This window comes from Bacillus sp. PK3-067 (assembly GCF_056738645.1).
The window spans coordinates 2,335,854-2,354,471 of sequence record NZ_CP096490.1 but is presented as its reverse complement, the minus strand read 5'-3'; the positions used below and the strand labels follow the sequence as shown (position 1 = coordinate 2,354,471).

The window sequence follows — 18,618 nt, the reverse complement described above, 5'->3', positions numbered from 1 at the left end:
TTACACCCTCTTCTTTGTTAATTTAAGTAATACTTTGCTTAAGCTTTCTTCCGTAAGATCCTCTGCATCAGCAAAATCTGATACCGTAAAAGCAGACTCTGTTGTTGGTTTATTTATAAGTTGACGGAGATGCCTTAACATACCATCTGCTATCACTTGAATTTTCAATTTAGAAAACTGTTCCCTACTATACATCCAAATAAAATGTAACTTTTCATCTTTCACCATTCCGATAACATCAATTAGATGAGACGGTTTGGAATCTGGAGCATGATCTAAAAATGTAAATCCTGTCTCTTGCATAAACAAAGAGTCCCTTGAAAACACCTGATCAAATTGGCCCAAATAGTTAAAGCTTATTGAAGGCTTTTGCTGATAAAACGGAAGTAATCCTTTATTCAAGTAACGTAAAATACCATAGTCAACTCCGCGATTTGGAATTCGACGTAATTGTTCTTTGACAGCCTTTAACCCTTCAATAGGTGTCTGAGTTCCTTGAAAATTGAGATGAACGGGATAAATACTCGTGAACCAGCCCACTGTCCTTGATAAATCAATACCTTCAATCATCTCTTCTCTTCCGTGTCCTTCTAGATGAATAGAAACGGTTTGCTGATTTATACAATCAACGATAGCTTGTCCTAATGCCGTTAATAGTACCTCATCAATCCTTGTCTTATGAGTGACTAGAACTTCGTATAACAATGTTTGTGTTTCTTCTATTCCTAGAGTCCTCGTCACTTGATCAATCGATTCTTCTGTTGTTTCTTGTATTGGATAGTCCATTGGAATTTTCATCGTTTCTTTTTCTACTTGTTCATTCCAATAATTTTGTACTTCTTTTGAAATACCCGAATCACTGTATGTCTGGAGTCGTTCAGACCACTCTTTAAAAGATGTACTTTTCGCAGGTAAGCGAACTTCTTGACCTTGTTTCATCTGGTTATATACCACCTGTAAATCTTCCAATAGAATCCTCCATGACACTCCATCTACTACTAAATGATGAATCACCCAGAATATTCGATCATTTCCAGTCAAGTTATCTTCAAAGTACACTACTCTCATTAACGGACCAGTAACTAAATTGAAACTAGCTTGATTAATGTTCATCTCTTCTTGTATTATTTTATTCCACTCTTTTTCATTAACTTGATTACGTTTTACAACATGGAGTACTGACAGCTCATCAGTCCCTTCATTTCTCTGCCTCCACGTTCCGTTTGGTAACTGTTCGTACCGGAAACGTAAAGCATCATGATGTTTCAGTAAATTTAATATCGCTCCCTCTAGTAATTTCACATTCAATCTTTCTTTTACTCTTAAAAGCATTGATTGATTCCAATGCTCTGTATGTGGATGTTCTTGCTCGAAGAACCAGCACTGAATTGGAGTAAGAGGCACATCACCTATCACAATTCCCTGCTCCGCTTGTACTCCCTGCGTTTCTATAGCCACTTGTGCCAGCTCAGCGATAGTTGGGCATTCAAACATTTGCTTTGGAGTAAGTTTTAACCCCACTTGACTTGCTTGAGATATGATTTGAATACTGAGAATCGAGTCGCCACCAATTTCAAAGAAATTATCATAGATTCCCACCTTTTTAACACCTAATACTCGCTTCCAAATGGCAGTCAGTATCTGTTCGTTACTATTCCGAGGGCCAACCCATTCACTATTAATCTGCTTTTCCTCTGGCATAGGTAAGGCCTCACGATCAACTTTACCGTTAGCTGTAAGTGGAATAGCTTCCATCGCCACAAATCCCGAAGGAACCATATAACTTGGTAGTTTCGCTTTAAGATACTCTCTCCACGCATCTACATTTCCATCTCCTACAACATATGCTACTAATCTTTTATCGCCCGGCTGATCTTCTCTTACAATTACAACTGCCTCTGTTACAGATGCATATGTATTTAAAGTAGACTCAATTTCCCCAATCTCAATTCTGAAACCACGTATTTTAACCTGATGATCAATTCTTCCACGATAATCTAGATTCCCATCTGGCAAATACCTAGCTAAGTCTCCTGTCCGGTATAATCTTTCTTTCGGATTACTACTAAATGGATGAGATATAAAACGCTCTGCTGTTAATTCAGGTCTATTTAAATATCCACGTGCCAATCCTGCTCCACCAATATAAAGTTCACCATCAACACCTATAGGAACAGGTTGTTGATAAGCGTCTAGTATATACACTTCTAAATCGGGAATCCGCTTTCCAATATTACTTCTTGAAGCATGCTGCACATCATCTTGAGTAATTGGATAATATGTAACATGAACTGTAGTTTCTGTAATTCCATACATATTAATTAACTGTGGTTTTTTCTCCCCATACCTTTGAAACCACGGTAACAAGCCAATAGGTTCTAACGCTTCTCCGCCAAATATCACGTAACGCAGCTGCAAATTTTTATTCTTATCTTCTTGTTCACACACTCGTATTAATTGGCGGAATGCGGAAGGTGTCTGATTTAGAACTGTGACTTCTTCCTCCACCAATACTTGATAAAAATCCTTAGGTGATCGACTAATCCAGTACGGAACAACAACTAATTTCCCACCATATAATAACGCTCCCCAAATTTCCCATACTGAGAAATCAAATGCATACGAATGAAAAAGCGTCCAAGTATCTTTTTCATTAAACTGATACAAACAATCCGTCGATTTAAATAACCGTATAACATTGTGATGCTCTATCATAACGCCTTTTGGATTTCCCGTTGATCCCGAAGTATAGATTACATATGCCAGATTTTTGGGACCGACACTAGAAACCGGCAAAGTCTTACTTTCTTTCCCAATCTCATCTTGATCACGATCCAGGCAAATCGACTCAACATTTTCTGGTAACCAGTTCAATTCTTTTAAACTTTCTTGCGTTACGAATAACTGAATGCTAGCATCTTCTAAAATATATTGAAGTCGCTGCTCTGGATATGTTGGATCAAGTGGAACATAAGCCCCACCAGCCTTCAAAATTCCTAAAATACCTATAATCATTTCGAGGGAACGTTCAACGCACAGTCCAACTAAAGTATCAGGTCCTACTCCCTTTTTCTGCAGATAATGAGCTAACTCGTTTGCACGTTCATTAAGCTCCTTATAAGTAATTTTTTCTTTTTCATACGTAACTGCAATAGCATTTGGATAAATCATCGCTTGCCGTTCGAACATTTCATGAATAGTTACTTGAGGTGGGACATCCAGTTTAGGATTGTTGAACTCAACTAAACTTTTTCTTTTATCTTCCTCAGAAATGATTTCTATTTCAGCCACCTTCTGCTTTGGGTTTTCAAAAATATTTTCCAGTATCACTAGCATAACGTTAAAGAATCGTTCTATCTCTTCCTTAGAAAATAGCTCCTCACGATAATCAATATGTACATGTAAAGAGTCTATATCAATTAGATTTTCAATATGAACTGCAAAATCTTGTACTTCTTCACGGTTTGGAATCCATAGTGAGTCACCACTTTCATCACGATCCCTATAATCAATCGTAGTTCCGAAAAGCCTCACATTACTGTTATTCTCTTTATTAATCTGCTTTAATAACAAATCAAATGGATATTTCTGGTGTCTTAATGATTTACTTTGTTTTCTGGACACTCTACTAATAAATGAAAGTACTTCTTCTTCTGGATCAATATCCATTCTTAAAGGAACTGTACTCACCATCATTCCAATCAATTTTCGTTCCATTTTAGTCATACGGTTGCCGTAAGCCATTCCTAAACCAATATCAAGCGATGAGGTCCACCGATACATGGACAACGAAAAAGCAGCAACAAAAAGAGTATATAAACTATTTTTGTAATCTTCAGAAAATTTTTCTATCTTTCTCTTCAAATGTTCCGTTAATATAAACGTCTCACGTGATGCTTTTGTACTAACTTGGTACGTATTATAAGGCTTCAATCCAGTCACAGATGGCAGTGTTTTAAATTCCTCTAACCAAAATTTTTGATCTTTTTGAAAGCGACTACTATTCAAGTATGTTTGTTCGTTGGTCAGAAATTGAACATATGAATTTTTAATTTCGCCTTCCTCATTCTCGTTATGCATGTCATAATAATATTTTGCAATCTGCTCAGTAAATATTTGAATTGATAAACCATCCATAATAATATGATGAACATTTCCAAAGACTGCACATTCATTATCGTTTAATTTTATTAAAGCGAAATAGTATAAATTTGAATTAAATAATGTAAACGTTTCTTTTGTTTTCTGCTCAATCCATTCCTCAAGCAAATTTGTATTCTCCACATTACTGAAATCAAAAAACTCAAATTCTTGTTCTTCATGTTTAGTAAAATATTGTTTCGGTTCCTGATGCCCATTTTCTTTTAACCTAATGCACAGACCGTCATTTTCACTGATAACGCGATTCACAACTTGGTTTAATTTTGAATAATTCATTTTTCGATGAAGTTTAAATAAAAATCTTAAATTACATATTCCTTTATCAGAATGAACGACTTCTGTATACCATATTCTTCGCTGCGGATGGCTTAATGGATAGCATTCCTCATTGGTCATAAAAATCTTCCCTTCAAAAATTATTTGCTCTTATAGGTTCGTGTTTATGTTTAGCCCATAAATATTTCTGCAGTGAAACTCCAATTACTCCAATAATAACAAGCCCAATCCCTCCATAAACATAGAGTTGAGTTACTCCAAACAAATGCACTAATGGACCACTCATAGCAGGAGAAATAATTAGAACTGCGTTTGTTAAACTGCTTTGTATACCAAATACTCTTCCTACTTGATCTTGATCGGATTCTATTTGTAAAATGACTTGATTAGATACAAGCATCAGCCCACTTCCGATACCAGCGATAAAACTAATTAAATAAGCTAAAACGAAGACCGTACCGGGCGTTATCAAACCAATCCCCCCAAAACCAATTCCCATTAAAACCATACCTCCACATACTACCCAGCCATATTGAAATTGTTTTAATTTCTGAGTTAGTAATGCACCAAGTATTCCGCCAAGACCAATAATAGAAATGATATATCCCATTTTACTTTTATCATGTGGGAATAAGCTCTTAAATAAAGTTGGGAATTGTGAGTCTACTAATTGTAATACTGCCATGGCTATTGTAACGAAAATCATGGTTGATAATATTATCCGATTAGATAACACATAACCCCACCCTTGTACCCAAGCGGTCCAAGTACTTTGTTTTTGCTTTTCAACAAATTCTTTCGATATAGTTTCTTTAAATTTTATTGTGGGTATGAGAACTAAGGTAGCTAATAAACAACTTATAGCTCTTATAATGAGGCAGAACTCTGGTTGAAACCAGCTCAGCAACATGCCCCCTATAAGTGGGCCTACTATCTTTGTACCCTGCTCTACTATTCCGTTGATACTTACTGCTTTAGTAAGCAAGTCCGGGGATACAATCTGTCTTGTTAGTGTTTGCTGTGCAGGATAATAGAAAACAATAAAAATAGAACGAATCATTAATGCCACTAAGAGCCAGTGGATATCTTGTACAAATAAAAGAGCAATTGTTATTAGACCAACCATTAGATTACAGAACATCATAATTGGAATTTTTCTAAAACGATCCGCAATAACACCTGCCCATGAGCCAAAAATAATTCCAGGAAGTGCATATGCAACAGGAATCAATCCAATCATAGTAGGATCTACTTCCCATTCAAACCCAACTATAGTCATAATCGCTAACATATCAATAAAAACACCAAGCATAAGCAATGAATAGGCAGAGAAAACTTGTAAATAAACCCTATTTCCTAATAGGCCTTTTGAATCAGTAGTTTTCATAAAAGCAAGCTCCTTAGGTTACTAATATAAACGCTTTTGCGTATAAGGTACCTCTTTATTAAACCTAATTAATCAGTATTGACACCTCACCTAGAATTTAACTTCGTCAAAACTCAAATCAGTCTTATTTTTCGTATATTTAAAATAGTCAGACAAACGAAAGCGTACCTATTCCTTCATTTTTATATCAACTGTTACAAAATATATCTTTACCTTACACTAATAACAGCTAAACGTTGCCTTAATATAACCCTTTACAGTCGTTTACACATTCAATTCACATCCTTTTTAAAGTTGGCTTTTTTCTATCTCAAATACTATCACACAAATATTTCACCTACTATATTCATAAAGTTGAAATATTTGAATCAGAAAATTCGGATAAAAAACCAAATCCACAAATCATAACAAACTATTATTTAGTTATATTTTCATTTTATAGATAGCTTTAACCATAAGGGTATTAAGAATTAAGTTTTTTAATTTTATTAACATAATAGTTTAAAGAGACCGTAAATCCAACTAAACAAAAAAAATATACAATAAAGTATATTTTTTCTAATCCTACATATTTTCTATGCAAATTAATTCCAATAACTAAAGTTGATAATAAAAATATAATATTACCAATCACTAATGTACTCATAACAAGAATTGAATAATATAGTATTAATACTTCTGCAGCTACTACCTATTTTATTTATTGGATATTTATACTTCAAAAAAAATTACACATCATTCACAATTAAGATACATACCCAAAATATGATTTGAACGTTTTATTATATTTTAAGATAATATAAAATCAGTTTTTCTATAAGAGAACTTAATTTTTATGTAGTACGAAACTGTTAGTAATACAGTATATACTAATTTAGTTATAAAAACATTTAAAGACCACCTATTTCCATAAGTGATCTTTCTTTGTGATTCTGTATTTGTGCACTACTGTAGAAATATATCGTAGAAACGCTTTGTTTGCTAAATGTTTAGTTCTTTCTATTTACTAAAAAACATAGCTTCATACAATTAATATCATATTCGTTACATTGCAAACTATTATTTTGTCTTCTGTACAGGCAAACTACTAAAAATTAATTCAGCAACTTTTACATATCCTTTTGAGTTTGGATGAATTAAATCCTTAGACCAAAGCGTATTGTCATTAACTAAATGATGATTCCAAAAATCAACATGATGAAGCTTATACTCTCTGCTCAGTGAATGTATAACTTCATTTGCCTCTAATAATTGTTCTTTTATTACTTGTTTTTTTTCAGAAGCAAAAGGAAGCCTAACTGTAAAATCTGGAAGGTTTGCTATAATAATATCAGCCCCTGCTTTACTTAATGTATCTATCATAAATTCCATATCGTTCTTATATGCATCATGATTCCAACGTCCTTTTAAAACATCGTTTGCCCCTGCAATGAGACTAACCAAATCTGGATTAAAAGTTAGCGCCTTTTCCAATTGCTGCGATTGAATTTCTTTAGTTACTAACCCACGCTTTGCAAAATTGGCATATTCTATATCATTTTCACACAGTTGAACAAAATGATCTACCCAGCTTTTTAATGCAATCCCCTCAACTTCATCCCCTATCCCCTCTGTAAAACTATCGCCAATTGCTACAAATCGCTTCCACATATGTATTCCCCCTTTATTGTTAACCATATCTATACTATACAATAGCTCACACCGTAATTGTTATTTCTAAGTGGTTTTCGATTTCAATTATATTCCACTTTACTATATTTACATTTAGAATCTAAAATTGACCGATTCCTAAGTATACTTAGGAATCGGTCATATTCATATATTTACTAAAGAAATAAAATCTATCTAGGAATTATACTTTTTTCAAAAAATTTATTGTTCTTTGTTTTGCCCAGTTGATACATTTCTTTTCGATTAAATGATATGAAACTATAGAAAAAAGTAGTGTCATTACAATGCACAAAGTAAGAAGGAAAAATTACACCCTGACATTCCAAGCTATCCACATAAGAATCTATAGTACTTTGAAATCTTTTGTTTCAAACTAATATTTAGTTGTATCCTATAAAATTAGCTTTTTACTATATCAATCGAACGATCCCACATGCCACTAAAAAAAGATCCTGTTTTACGTATAAAACGTGTAAACCACTTTGCTTGTTCCACATCAGATTTTGTTACAAGGTCTATTTGTAATGATTTACCTGATAAGAACCCAGGATCTGTATTATCTTTAGGCGAGATAATCATTTTACTAATTGTTACACCTTTTTTAATAGGCGCTTCTTGTTCTTTATTCAATACTTTAAATTCTTTTTTATAAATGTCTTTATTGCCCTTCGACATTGGAAGTGAAACAGCTTGCTTCGTTTGAACTACTACATCTTTGTCTTTTGCATTTGCCACTCGAACTGTTTCATATCCTTTTATTACTGAATCTTTTCCATAGAAATTCTTCACTTCAAAATTCGCAAATCCATAATCGTATAATTTCTTTGTTTCATCAAAACGTGCCGTATGAGATTTTGCTTTTATCACTACAGAAATTAGGCGCATACCATTTCTTTCTACTGTACCAGTGAAACAATCTCCCGCTTCTGGAGTCGTTCCTGTTTTCAAACCATCTACACCTTCATATTGCTTAATTAAACCTTTTAACATCCAGTTAAAGTTCGCCATATCAATTGGATATTTACCACCCTCTTGGAATGTTTTTTTAGGAATTTTTGCTGTATTTAATATTTTGGGGAAATCTTGAATAAGACGTTGCGCTAAAATTGCACAATCCCTTGCAGACATTTTATTTTTCTCGTCTAGAGTTGTCCCTTCTGGGTGATATCCTTTTAAATCTTGATTTGTTAAGCCTGTAGAGTTTACAAATTTATAATCTTTCATTCCAAACTCTTTCGACTTATCGTTCATCATTTTTACAAAATTGACTTCTTTACCAGCAATCTGTTCAACTAAAGCAATTGTTGCACCATTTGCAGAGTAAATTGCCATTGCCTCATATAACTCTTTTACCGTATAAGAGCCACCATTTTCTAATGGAACGTTTGATAATGAACGATCTTGCGAAATCTTATGTGCATATTCAGAGATTTTAACTTTTTGATCCCATTTAAGTTTTCCTTTATCCACCGCTTCATGAACTAAGTATTCGCTCATCATTTTTGTCATACTAGCAATTGCCAATGATTCATCTGCATTTTTTTCATATAAAATTTTTCCGGAATTTGCTTCTATTAAAATTGCTGATCCCGCTTCAACGTCTATAGCAGAAACTGTTTCCGCTGCTGCTCTTCCAAATGTAACGAACATGCTAAAAAATAGTGTAAGCACTGTTACTATTGCAATAAATCTCTTGCAAAACATACCTTTCACTTCTGTTACCTCCAATACCTTTGTACTCAAAAAAAGCGTTATTCTAACATAATCTCAAAAAAATAGACAGTGTTCTCAAATTATATATACATATTAGACGTTAGGATCGCTTTCATATAGACCATCTCATCCGACACTTTTAGGTGCCCTGATACTTTGTACTCCCACACATATCCCTATTTTTAATCCCCTTATATTTTTCAAAATGATTCGCACTTTCATATTTTTTAGGATTACAATTAATAGACAATCTAGATGCTACATTTGTTCCATATTTACAAAAAATAAAGTGAAACTTTAATCAGTGGGAGTCTTACTGCCCGTTAATGCTTTATTAGCTATCAATGATTTTAATTATTCAATTCAGCTATTTGCTAGACCTATATTAGAGATGAATTTTATTTAGTCTAAACTATTAGTTTTTTGTAATCAAAAAACTACACCCTATACTGGATGTAGTTTTTCTAACTGATTTATTTATTTTTCACTTCATTTTTATAAAAAGCAAATAATGGTTCGATGGATGGACTAGATAACAGCGGAATTGCCTTCTCAATCAATTTCCTATCCCAATCAAACCAACGCATTTCCATTAACATGTTTATTTCTGTATCAGTGAATCGTTTCTTTATTTCCTTAGCAGGATTTCCACCAACTATTGTATACGGCGGAACATCTTTACTTACGACAGATCCTGCAGCAACAATTGCCCCTTCACCAATAGTAACGCCAGGCATTATTATAGCATTCATTCCAATCCAAGCATCACTTTTTATGACTGTATCACCCTTAGGTTCATATGATTGTTCAATTTGCTCAGCGAATGGATATACTGTAATCCATTCTGAGTGATGATTATGGTTACCACCCATTAAAATGACTACTCCACTTGCAATGCAAACATAATTCCCAATAATGAGTTTATCAAGATGCCATCCCATCTGTTCAATTGGATTGAAAAGTGCTTGAGACTTAGCATCCCCCCACAAATACCTTACACAGCCATCTTCAAAATTTTGATGACTATAATAGCCTGAATAATAGGAGTACTCTCCCACTTCAATGAGTGGATTTGTTACTATATCTTTTATATACTTTGTTTCTGACCAATGATTAAATAATGGATACTTCATAACTTTATTCCTCGCTTCTAAGTATTATATATTTTGCTATTTACTTAGAAGCTTACTACGACAGCTACATTTTTTAGCTTTCTCAAACGACGAATCATTATCTTCAAGCCTTTCTTTTATACTAAAAAAAGCATAACGCAATACATTACACTAGTCAAATTGTGTAATTTTGAACACATCTTAAACAGCGTAATACTGCAATAAGAACATGAAAACACTCTAACTTTGATCCAAATAATATATTGATTACATTTAGTTTATATTTTGTAAAAAAATTTTAATTGCCATGACAAAGCAAACAATAACCACTATTGGTCGTATTAATGACGTCCCTTTTGTAAGCACCATCTTCGCTCCAATATACGATCCTATAATTTGACCAAGCATCATAATCAACCCAATTGTCCAATCGATTTGGCCAAAAATAATAAAATATAACAAAGCAGCGAAATTACTTGTAAAATTCAAGATTTTAGCATTTGCAGTTGCTCTCGTAGCACTATATCCACATAAAAGAATGAACGCTAAAGCAATTAAACTACCTGTTCCTGGGCCGAAGAAACCATCATAAAATCCAAGGAATGGAGCCACTGTTAACACAAACAACAACATACTTATTTTTCTCGGTCGATCTTCGTTTGCTATATTTGGAGATAATAGAAAATAAAGACCAATAATAATAAGTAAAAAAGGTAATATCATGATTAAATATTCTGCTCGTATCTGTAAAACAAGCCATCCACCGAAAACGGATCCCAAAAAGGTCATTAAGATGGACAAACGCATTTCTTTAAGATTAATTTCTTTCTTCTTAATAAAAAACACTGTTGCCATGAGAGTTCCGCTACTCCCTTGTAGTTTATTAGTTGCTATCGCTACAGAAGGAGACATACCTACTAATAACATTATCGGGATAGTTATCATACCACCGCCCCCAGCAATCGTATCTATCCATCCTGCTAATACAGCTACTAAAAATAGTAGTATAAGTAATTCAATAGTAAAATCCATACAAAGAATATGGGAAGGCTTGAGCTATTATAACCCAAACCTCCCCATCGTCCCTCCTCTCTTTAAACTAGTTAATTAAATCTGTAAAGTAACTTTCTTTTTGATCACGTAATCGACTGGAAACGTATTGTCTGCAAACAATTCTTCTTCCATATTTATTGTTTCCAATCGGGATTTTATATTCTTCCTCAGATAACCTTTCCCTACCATGAGTTACATTTGTTTGTTTACCATAGTATGAATTTGGTATAAGTAATAAATCTTCAGATGTAAGTGGAACCTTATATGTAGGCGTTGTTCGTAAGAGTTCTAAAAACATGTCAAATTTCAATTTTTCTTCTTCACTTTCTCCCACATAAATTAATCTATTTTCCGCTCCATTCAAACAAGTTGCAATAATATCACCATTATCATCTAAAAATATAATTTGGTTTATTTCTCCTACAAATCCCGATATTTCACCATCAGCCATTCCTGCGATATGAGCAATAGGCATTTTACTTACCGCCAATATGTCATCTTTACTGAAGTGATTTTCTTCAAGATGCTTTTGCAGTAATTTTGGCGTTCCAATATGAGTTTGAGTTTTTAAATTTAACACTCCTTTTAATAAAAGAGCATCAACTCTAGTAAATTTTCCACAAGTAATTTCAGACACTATTCGTTCCACGGATTTATTAAGTCTATTTGATACAATTTCTAAATTCGTATTGAATGTTTTCAATCTTGCTTCAATATCTGATTGGTCTTTCATATCTGTATACACTGTGGCATCGTTATGTTGATAAAAGTTCCCGCCACCGGTGCTTGCACCGACATTTCGCAAAACTTCATCGTTGTTTAAAGGTGAAATAAGATGAAATCTATTTTTCCCTGCATGTTCGGATGGGTGAATTAAAGCATCATAATTAAAAAGTGTGGCAAAAAGCCATGTGACCCATTCTGCATAAAAATATTTTTTCATTCTATCGTGTTCGTCTTCGCCATAATTAAAACCTCTGCGATTTTCCCCAGGTAATAGTGTTTCCATAGGATCACATGGAGTATTTTTAATAAGAGTAGGTGGTACGTTTCCGCCACAATTCGCTATTTTTATTATATGTAGTAGGTTTTTCATATCTGAATTCGGATTTTTCTTTGAATAGTCAATCAAACAATTAAGCCACTCTTTTGAAAAATATGCTGCTATTTCTTGATCACAAGTATAAGGATTATGAGTTTTCAATTCATTTTCTATCAGATTCTTCATTTTATCCTTCAATACATTAGGAATGCTAATTTCTTCAATTTCTGTAATCTGCAGTATTCCTTTATTCATTATAAAACCTCCGTTGTTTTATTTTTTATACCCTATCTTCTATTAAACAAACTATCCATTTCTTTTTTGCTCCTTCGCTTTTCGTCAGAGCTATTAGAACTACCGATTTACAAATAAAAAACGTGGATTATAAGAGATTTCTTCTTAGGTACATTTCCCCGACGAACCTCTATTGAATTGGTAAATTTAATTTAAAAATCTCTTTCATTTTCTAAAGTTTTCCTAATTTCGAAATCAGAATTTTCAATACAACTATGTTAACATTAAAAATATAACACGAAACCAAAAAATGTAAATGAATAGTTTTTTTATAAAAAATAGTCAGACTATTTATGAAGTAATTCGTATTCCATTGAACGAACTACGGCCCCTCAATTTTATTGATAACAATAAAAAAACCCCTAAATTGATAGAGGAATTTTTTTCAAGTATATTCTATTTTAAAGTTCTTACTTACCTTTTACCCCGCTATTTGCCGGGCAGTAAGACCCCTACCTTAAAATACAGCGGAAGCAAAGAAGTTAGGTGGGGGTTCGGGCTGCCCATAAAAGCAAGATTGGTGAGGGCTGATAATCAGTGGGGATGAACAAAACTCCCCCTGATTAAAGTTTCACTTTATTTTAAAAGATATTGCTGTAACTTCTTTATTAACAGTTCCATCCCGTTTGGACTTACAATAATCTTCCCATTCGCTAACGAAATATTGCTGTCTGAAATATCCCCTGTAAGTGCACAAGCTCTTGGAGATTGATATTTTCGTAAAATAATCTGGTCCTCTTCTATAAACATTTCAAGAGAATCTTTTTCTACAATTCCTAAACTCCGTCTTATTTCCATTGGAATAACAATACGCCCCATGCTATCTGCTTTACGAGTAATTCCTCTTGATTTCATAAAATGCCACCCTTTATATTTATCTAATATTACGGTATTTATTTTAGCAATAAACAACAATTAGGAATAGTTCGTATTACAGTACTTTTTTTAGAAAAAAATAACAATTAGGAATAGTTTATGTTAGAATTCTTTCTTGTTTATTCTTGATTTTTAATATATTTTTCCTTGATCATTTTTATATATTGTTTTCTTTCAGTTAGTTCAAATATAAATAATGCTTTTTTTATGTCTGTTAAACCAACTTCATTAGAGTGCTGAACTTTCAATAAAATTGCACCTTTTTCAAAAAATAATTCACCTAATAAGTATAAAGTATTCATATTTATCGCTAATTTTATACCTATTTCACTATACTTTATTGCTTCTTCATATTGATTTGCAAGGTGTAAACATTTTGTTAACGTATGAATGAGTCTTAATTTGATTTCTTTTTCTCTAGGAAATTCTATCTTATTAAAATTAATTAAACTTTGTTTTAATATATTTATACTTTTCTCATACTCTTCATTTTCTGCATGTATTATAGCAATTGAATTCATTATGCTTATTTCTTTTTCTGATAAAAAGTTACTACTACTTAAGGTTTGTTTTAGTGCTCTATTTAAAATGTCAAAGGCATTACTTGTTGCTCCATTTACATAATATATAGCAATCGCTTCATGCCATAATAGAAATTGTTTATCTTCTTTTGATTGAAAATTATTCTCATCTTTCTCTTTTTTTACTATTTCGTAAAGCTCATTATATTGTTTTTGTTTCACACAATCTCTCATTACACATTTTACATTTTCAATATATTTTATTTTTTTATTTTTGGTTAGTGCGAATATATAATTTGGATCAATACCAAGTCTTTCAGATAATTGATACAACAATATGCTAGATGGATAAATAATACCTTTTTCTATCTTACTAATTTGACTTTGTGAACATATTCCATGACATAATTCAGATTGTGACATGTTTTTTTTCTTTCTAAGTTCTTTAATAATAATACCAAGATTGTAGAATTCCATCTTTCCTCCCTCAAATGTAACACTTTATGAGTATAAGAATATTTCCCAACTTTTAATGTAATGTAAAATTAATATAGTTACAATTACTAATTATATGGATTTATAGTTTCTTTTACAAACTTGTATTACAATACGAGAAATTATTAAAAAATGGTTCACTAATAATTAATGGGAGTTTTATCCCCCCACTGATTATTAGTCCACTCCAGGCAGGCTTTTACAGGGAGTTAGACTTCTTTGCCACATCTAAATTTTGAGGTGGGAATCTTACTATCCGCAAATAGCCTGATTAAAATAAATATGATTTTTCACCTTTATTTCTTTTAATAGTTTCTTTTGATTTTTATATAAATAATTTCGAAGGAGCGTATTTTATGAAAAGAATGTTGACCGAAAGAGAGTTAGAAGTAGCTATTTATGTAGCAAAAGGATATACAGATGCAGAAATTTCCAAAAAAATATATGTTACCCCTCGAAGAATTTCAACGATAATTAATCATATTAAAGAAAAATGGCATATTAATTCTAGAGTGGAATTAGGTATTTTAGTCTATCATTATGGTTTTATAGATGCACCCTTATTTTCAAATAAAAAAATTCAGCTATGTAAAAAGGTTGTACAATAGATAGCGGAATATAACGAGTTTAAATTGCAAATAAAAATAGAAGAGCAGACAAATTTTTATTATTTGGTTTACTCCATCAGTTTTTAAATTTCATACATTAATATAAAAAGGTTAGAGAATTAACTTCTCTAACCTTTTTATATACACTATTAGGTTTCAAACAGTAAAGATGCCCTAATGCTACCATTGATCCTGTTCCCTATTCAACCCTGTATAAACACAAAAAAGAATCAGACATTACCACTATTCAAAACCAGTTACAATTCTCTCTTTCATTTTCTGTAATACTTCACTGCTCAATACTTTTTGACCAGTAGGAAGTTTTAATATGGCAGCGGCACCTTTACTAAGGTATATTTCTTGATCATTATTTTGATTTACTACCAATATTCCTTGCCCTTCAAATTCGAAATAACTAATATCTTTTGTTTCATTTGTATTATTCTTTATTGCTGTATATAATCCATATAAATCTTTACTTCTATTTTCTCCGCCCGTTCGAATCGGTTCAATATCATTCGCAACAATTAGTCCTTCTGGCTGCTCACCCTTCATAATAAACCACAGCTTTTCATTTGTTGGTAATAGTAAATTCTTAAATTCAGAGCTATTTAAAATTTGCTGTGCTGGAATTGTTGTATAGATTGGTAACGAAAATGGAGATGTTGTTATTTTTTCAAAACTTAAATTTTCAGAAGAACTTCCCTTACTATATTGATAATCTTTTAATGCGATCGATTGTACTGATTCACTTTTATTTTTTGATGCATAACTAATTTTACTAGCGAAAATAATAACGGTCATTAAGCACATGCACGGTATCACAAGCTTAAGTAGTTTTCCCATTTATGAACCCCCGCTTTTAATATTATTAGTTTGCATGGATATTATAAACAGTTTCACTCCACCAAAAATTATTATTGTTATGGAACGTACTGAAATTATGATTATAATGATCACCATACCAAGGGTCCATGTACGTTATATAATCTGTTCCATTTGTCCCTTTATAAAATCCATCAAGTACTAGAAAGTGTCCGATGTTAGCTCCATTTTGCCACATAATGAGTGCAATCATCGGCTGATTACTATTAATTTGACTTTTGAACCAATCATATGATTTTGCTCCAGAACTTATAGCTGAGCTAACACCATATCCTGATAATCCATATTGTATTTCACGTGAAGTTGCAGGATTATTATATGATCCACCCTTAACATACCTAACGTACTGATCTTGTGAAGGAGTTTTCCCAAAATAATTTAAAACTGAAACCGAAGTGCCTGCCCAACACCAATTTGATCTTTCTTGTAATATGTTAGGTACAGATAATTTACGATCTATTGATGTATTTGGAGGATTTCCATTAATATACGCTGACGTTACATATACTTTTTTTCCATCTTTAAAATAATAAAACCAACGATTATCTAAATTTCCTGTCCAGTAATCTTTAACCGCTTCACCATACTCCCATCCTTTAAAAGATACTGTTGTATTTCCGGGAATCACATCTACAATATTTGCATTCAAACTTTTTGCCTCTCTAACATTAACATTCAATGGAGCTGTTGTTCCTGTAAATTCAACTTCCTCTGCTATTATTTTCTGAACACCAATAAAACTAAATGTGAAGAACAATAAAAACATACAAACAATAAAATGCTTTCTTCCCTTCATTTCTCCACCCCTTCATCAGTACTAAAAAACATCAACAATTCATCCTTATTAATTGTTCAAGCTTAATATTACATACTAACGAAAAATGACTTCTCATAAAGTGAAACTTTGATCAGTAGTGGTTTTATTCATCCCCCACTGATTGTTAGTTAAACCAATCGGGCTGCTCGGCAAATAGCGGGATAAATTCCAATACAAAAAAGGAGCCTATAAATTTTTATAGGCTCCTTTTTATTTCGTCGTTATTACTTAGCTAATTCTTTTGTACCCTTCATTACATCAATGAAGAATCCCCAGTTATTCACTACAGAAGAGATACTGATATGTTCATCTGGGGTGTGGACGTTAAAAATGTCTGGTCCGAATGAAATTGCATCTAATTCAGGCATTTTTTGAACGAATGCGCTACACTCAATCCCCGCATGCACAGCGAAGATTTCAATTTCTTTATTGTATTTTTCTTGATGCACTTTTTCAAATAAATTACGAATTTGTGAGTTTGGATTGTATGGCCATTCTGGATACTCTGACTCTATTTCAAATGTAGCACCAACTAATTCAGCAATATATTTGATTTCTTCTGCAACATGTTGTTTTAAACTACTTACAGAACTTCGCACTTCGTTACGTAACTTAATTTCATCTTGCAACGTTTCAATAACGCCTAAATTTGTTGAGCTTTCTACAAGACCTTTAATATCCATGCTCATACTTTGAATGCCATTTGGAATTAAGAATAATGATGAAATAAGCTGCTTTTGTGTCTCTTGAGCAAATACTTTTTCAACTGTTTCATCCAATTTTGTCAGTGTAACATGAACATCTGGATCAACAGCACGCATTTCTTCTTGTAATACACGTGTCCATGATTCTAGTTTTTCTTCTACTTGTCCTACATCTTCTGTACGAATTAAAAGTGTAGCTACACTTTCACGCGGAATTGCATTCGTTTTTAATCCGCCGTGAACTTCACTTATGTTAAACTCCGTATGTGCCGATAAATCACGTAATACTCGTCCTAATACTTTGTTCGCATTACCGCGTTGTTTATCAATTTCCATACCAGAATGTCCGCCTTTTAGGCCACCAACATATAGACGGTATGCATCCATATTCGCTGGCGTTTCATCCCAAATTACGGGAATTGTTTCAACAGCTTTCGCACCACCTGCACTACTTACAAGTAATTTATGATCTTCTTCAGAATCAATATTTATAAATATCTTTCCTTCAAAATGATTTGGATCAATAGCAAAAGCCCCGCCCATTGTCGTTTCTTCTTCAGTAGTGATAACGACTTCAAGTGCTGGATGCGGAATTTCTTTCGAATCTAATAAAGCTAATGCATACGCAACTGCAATACCATTATCAGCACCTAAAGTTGTTTGATTTGCATATAACATGTCCCCAATGATTCGTAATTCAATTGGATCTTTTTCAAAATCATGTACTGTTGCTTGATTTTTTTCGCAAACCATATCCATATGACCTTGAATAATAATAGCTGGTACATTTTCATAACCAGTTGTTGCTTCTTTTTTAATAATGACATTTAATGCTTCATCTTGAATGACTTCTAAGTTACGCTCTTTTGCAAAGCCCACTAAATAATCACTAATTTCCTTTTCATTACCTGATCCTCTAGGAATCTTTGAAATTTCTGCAAAATGATAAAATACAGGGTGCTTTGTTAATTGTTCTAAGGTAGAATACATTTTTCAAGCTCCT

13 protein-coding genes and 1 pseudogene are annotated in these 18,618 nt (G+C 32.7%); 1 reads left to right on the top strand and 13 read right to left on the bottom strand.

The features are described 5' to 3' along the window. From M1D73_RS12230 to M1D73_RS12185, 10 genes and pseudogenes are all read right to left on the bottom strand, one after another. Entirely contained in the window at positions 1–4,557 is a 4,557-nt protein-coding gene (locus M1D73_RS12230) for a non-ribosomal peptide synthetase (protein ID WP_121868691.1), read from the bottom strand. Positions 4,558–4,570: 13 nt separating this feature from the next. Further along, positions 4,571–5,824: an MFS transporter gene (locus tag M1D73_RS12225; protein ID WP_000858613.1), complete on the bottom strand. Its 1,254-nt coding sequence runs from the start codon at positions 5,822–5,824 to the stop codon at positions 4,571–4,573. 1,059 nt (positions 5,825–6,883) lie between these two features. After that, on the bottom strand, positions 6,884–7,474 hold the full coding sequence (locus M1D73_RS12220) for an SGNH/GDSL hydrolase family protein (RefSeq protein ID WP_000265880.1): 591 nt from the start codon (positions 7,472–7,474) through the stop codon (positions 6,884–6,886). 202 nt (positions 7,475–7,676) lie between these two features. Further along, positions 7,677–7,802 (bottom strand): annotated as a pseudogene (locus M1D73_RS12215) (acyltransferase family protein); the annotation flags it as partial. A gap of 92 nt (positions 7,803–7,894) precedes the next feature. Further along, positions 7,895–9,208, bottom strand: coding sequence for a D-alanyl-D-alanine carboxypeptidase family protein (locus tag M1D73_RS12210; protein WP_000677648.1), 1,314 nt, complete (start codon positions 9,206–9,208; stop codon positions 7,895–7,897). 473 nt (positions 9,209–9,681) lie between these two features. Continuing rightward, positions 9,682–10,341 carry a CatB-related O-acetyltransferase gene (locus tag M1D73_RS12205; protein ID WP_000876934.1) on the bottom strand — a complete coding sequence of 220 codons (660 nt, stop codon included), beginning with the start codon at positions 10,339–10,341 and terminating at the stop codon, positions 9,682–9,684. Between the two features lie 252 nt (positions 10,342–10,593). Continuing rightward, positions 10,594–11,352 carry a TSUP family transporter gene (locus tag M1D73_RS12200; RefSeq protein ID WP_121868692.1) on the bottom strand — a complete coding sequence of 253 codons (759 nt, stop codon included), beginning with the start codon at positions 11,350–11,352 and terminating at the stop codon, positions 10,594–10,596. 67 nt (positions 11,353–11,419) lie between these two features. Further along, entirely contained in the window at positions 11,420–12,670 is a 1,251-nt protein-coding gene (locus tag M1D73_RS12195; RefSeq protein WP_001032358.1) for a hypothetical protein, read from the bottom strand. Between the two features lie 615 nt (positions 12,671–13,285). After that, positions 13,286–13,564: an AbrB/MazE/SpoVT family DNA-binding domain-containing protein gene (locus M1D73_RS12190; protein WP_000842216.1), complete on the bottom strand. Its 279-nt coding sequence runs from the start codon at positions 13,562–13,564 to the stop codon at positions 13,286–13,288. A gap of 140 nt (positions 13,565–13,704) precedes the next feature. Continuing rightward, positions 13,705–14,583, bottom strand: a complete 879-nt coding sequence (locus tag M1D73_RS12185; RefSeq protein WP_000397979.1) for a helix-turn-helix domain-containing protein — start codon at positions 14,581–14,583, stop codon at positions 13,705–13,707. Positions 14,584–14,957: 374 nt separating this feature from the next. Here M1D73_RS12185 and M1D73_RS12180 point away from each other — a divergent pair, with 374 nt between their 5' ends. Continuing rightward, a complete protein-coding gene (locus M1D73_RS12180) occupies positions 14,958–15,209 on the top strand; it encodes a response regulator transcription factor (RefSeq protein WP_000827560.1) in 252 nt (83 codons plus the stop codon). A 243-nt stretch (positions 15,210–15,452) separates the two neighbouring features. Here the strand turns inward: M1D73_RS12180 and M1D73_RS12175 are convergent, their stop codons facing one another. The 3 genes from M1D73_RS12175 to pepD all read right to left on the bottom strand — a co-directional run bounded on the left by M1D73_RS12175 (position 15,453) and on the right by pepD (position 18,605). After that, positions 15,453–16,055 carry a hypothetical protein gene (locus tag M1D73_RS12175; protein WP_000517279.1) on the bottom strand — a complete coding sequence of 201 codons (603 nt, stop codon included), beginning with the start codon at positions 16,053–16,055 and terminating at the stop codon, positions 15,453–15,455. Between the two features lie 25 nt (positions 16,056–16,080). Further along, positions 16,081–16,890, bottom strand: a complete 810-nt coding sequence (locus M1D73_RS12170; RefSeq protein ID WP_000678370.1) for a papain-like cysteine protease family protein — start codon at positions 16,888–16,890, stop codon at positions 16,081–16,083. Between the two features lie 245 nt (positions 16,891–17,135). Further along, positions 17,136–18,605 carry a beta-Ala-His dipeptidase gene (gene pepD, locus M1D73_RS12165; protein WP_000287556.1) on the bottom strand — a complete coding sequence of 490 codons (1,470 nt, stop codon included), beginning with the start codon at positions 18,603–18,605 and terminating at the stop codon, positions 17,136–17,138. Positions 18,606–18,618: the final 13 nt, after the last annotated feature.